We start from the raw sequence: 1,113 nt of genomic DNA on the forward strand, positions 1-1,113 counted from the left end.
CAACCTTTCTCATAATAACCTCCCATGGAGGTTATAGTTTAACACGGTAAGTTGATAATGTCCCAATTGGGACATTATCAACTTGGATACATTGAGACATTATCACATTGGAATCAGAAAACTCTAAAAAAGTTTCTATTTTCTGTTGACTTAGAGTGGATATGATGATAATATAGTACCCGCAGCGGAGGTTTAGCTCAGTTGGGAGAGCATCTGCCTTACAAGCAGAGGGTCAGCGGTTCGAGCCCGTTAACCTCCACCATTTTATTTTATAGCTCAATATTTGCCGACTTAGCTCAATTGGTAGAGCAACTGACTTGTAATCAGTAGGTTGGGGGTTCAATTCCTCTAGTCGGCACCAGTGGGGAGGTAGCGAAGTGGCTAAACGCGGCTGACTGTAACTCAGTTCTCTACGAGTTCGATGGTTCGAATCCGTCTCTCCCCACCATCTTTATTGGGATATAGCCAAGGGGTAAGGCAACAGACTTTGACTCTGTCATTTCACTGGTTCGAATCCAGTTATCCCAGCCATCTTTTTTTGACTCGCTAGCTCAGATGGCAGAGCATCTGACTTTTAATCAGAGGGTCAGGGGTTCAAATCCCCTGCGAGTCACCATCCTATGCGGGTGTAGTTCAATGGTAGAACTTCAGCCTTCCAAGCTGACTACGTGGGTTCGATTCCCATCACCCGCTCCAACTTATGAATAAGTCAATCTTCGGATTGACTTTTTTTGTACCTGTAAACTATTTTTATCTATATGAGCGCTGAATTAGCAATATCAAATCGCAATGGCAAAGCAATCTTTGAATAGGAACAGGAAATCTCTGAGGATGCAGTAGTAATTGATGCAGAAAAAAGTATTTGCTGATTTCGAAAAAATTACCCAAAAGTAATGCCAGGAGTTTTAAACTGGTTCAAAAGTCAAGGACAGAATGTTGACAGTCCCTGCTAAATGAGCATCGCCGTAAGGTGATGCTCATTTTTTTCGCGTCTGCTATCCAGTCTTTTTCCACGACGAAAAGAAGTCCTGATTTTATGGACTTTTCCCGATATATTATTTATGATTTGTCTAATTAGTATAATGCATCAAGATCCTTATAATAGTCCAGTTT

Annotated in this window: 6 tRNA genes; all 6 read left to right on the top strand. The window is 41.4% G+C overall.

What is annotated here, in order from left to right:
• Window positions 1-186 precede the first annotated feature (186 nt).
• The 6 genes from H8909_RS13150 (at window position 187) to H8909_RS13175 (ending at window position 696) form a co-directional block, all read left to right on the top strand.
• Window positions 187-262 (top strand) — tRNA-Val (locus H8909_RS13150).
• A 23-nt stretch (window positions 263-285) separates the two neighbouring features.
• Window positions 286-361: transfer RNA gene (locus H8909_RS13155), tRNA-Thr, on the top strand.
• A 2-nt stretch (window positions 362-363) separates the two neighbouring features.
• A tRNA-Tyr gene (locus H8909_RS13160) sits at window positions 364-448 on the top strand.
• A 7-nt stretch (window positions 449-455) separates the two neighbouring features.
• Window positions 456-531 (top strand) — tRNA-Gln (locus H8909_RS13165).
• 9 nt (window positions 532-540) lie between these two features.
• A tRNA-Lys gene (locus H8909_RS13170) sits at window positions 541-616 on the top strand.
• 6 nt (window positions 617-622) lie between these two features.
• Window positions 623-696: transfer RNA gene (locus tag H8909_RS13175), tRNA-Gly, on the top strand.
• Window positions 697-1,113: the final 417 nt, after the last annotated feature.

The organism is Catenibacterium faecis (assembly GCF_014306455.1).
GTDB lineage: Bacteria > Bacillota_I > Bacilli_A > Erysipelotrichales > Coprobacillaceae > Catenibacterium > Catenibacterium mitsuoka_A.